The 711-nt window shown below is 51.9% G+C and carries 1 protein-coding gene; it reads right to left on the reverse strand.

Annotated features, from left to right (window positions below; translation table 11 throughout):
- Positions 1 to 506, reverse strand: a 506-nt coding sequence (locus DU478_RS23525) for a hypothetical protein (RefSeq protein ID WP_233501570.1), incomplete at its 3' end; no start/stop codon positions are given.
- Positions 507 to 711: the final 205 nt, after the last annotated feature.

Genomic DNA, 711 nt, shown 5'->3' on the forward strand with positions numbered 1-711 from the left:
ATGCTTGTCACATTCAACTCCAGATACACTAACCCATTGATACTCGTAGTGTCCTGGTCAATGACCTGATCAATTAAAACCCCGTTGATACCAACCAACGAATAAGTGTCTGGACTATAGTTTGCATCGACCGGGTCTATGCGCCCATCCGAATGCAGGATGAGATGGTCTGTCAGGCCTGTGGCTGCGGCCATCAGGGGAATTTGGCCTGTATCCGGAAAGGCACTCCGGGGAATGTCGTAAGAGTTCCCGTTCCCATCCGATATAGTTGCGACTATCGTTCCCGGATCTGCTGTGGTGAAATCTGAGGACACATCCTCCACGATATTTCTCGACCTAGTTTCGCTTAGCAGAGTGCTCTCAGCAATGTTCGCATACGTTCCGTTGATCCGAGCGAGGTTGGATGCACCGTCGATCTGTTCGAGTACACGCTCAAGAACGGACTGTGCCGAAGCGGTGCCAGACGCAGCGATCAACGCTGCAAAGGAAGCCGCAAACAGGCGCATCCAGGGATTCTCCAAAGTACAGCCATGATCCTATGGCAGCTTTTCGGAAGTTTATCCAAGGAAAACCATACTTACATCACCGTTGGCCGTTCGGGGATTGAGAGGCGCCGAGACGGTTCCAAAGACCTCAAAATCACCCTGAATGGGGTCTGATGCCGGATGGATGGGGCCGAATCCTACGCTAAGGCGAAGTTTTGGCCGAATT

Origin of the sequence: Thalassococcus profundi, assembly GCF_003344785.1 — a bacterium.
Classification (GTDB): Bacteria; Pseudomonadota; Alphaproteobacteria; order Rhodobacterales; family Rhodobacteraceae; genus Puniceibacterium; species Puniceibacterium profundi.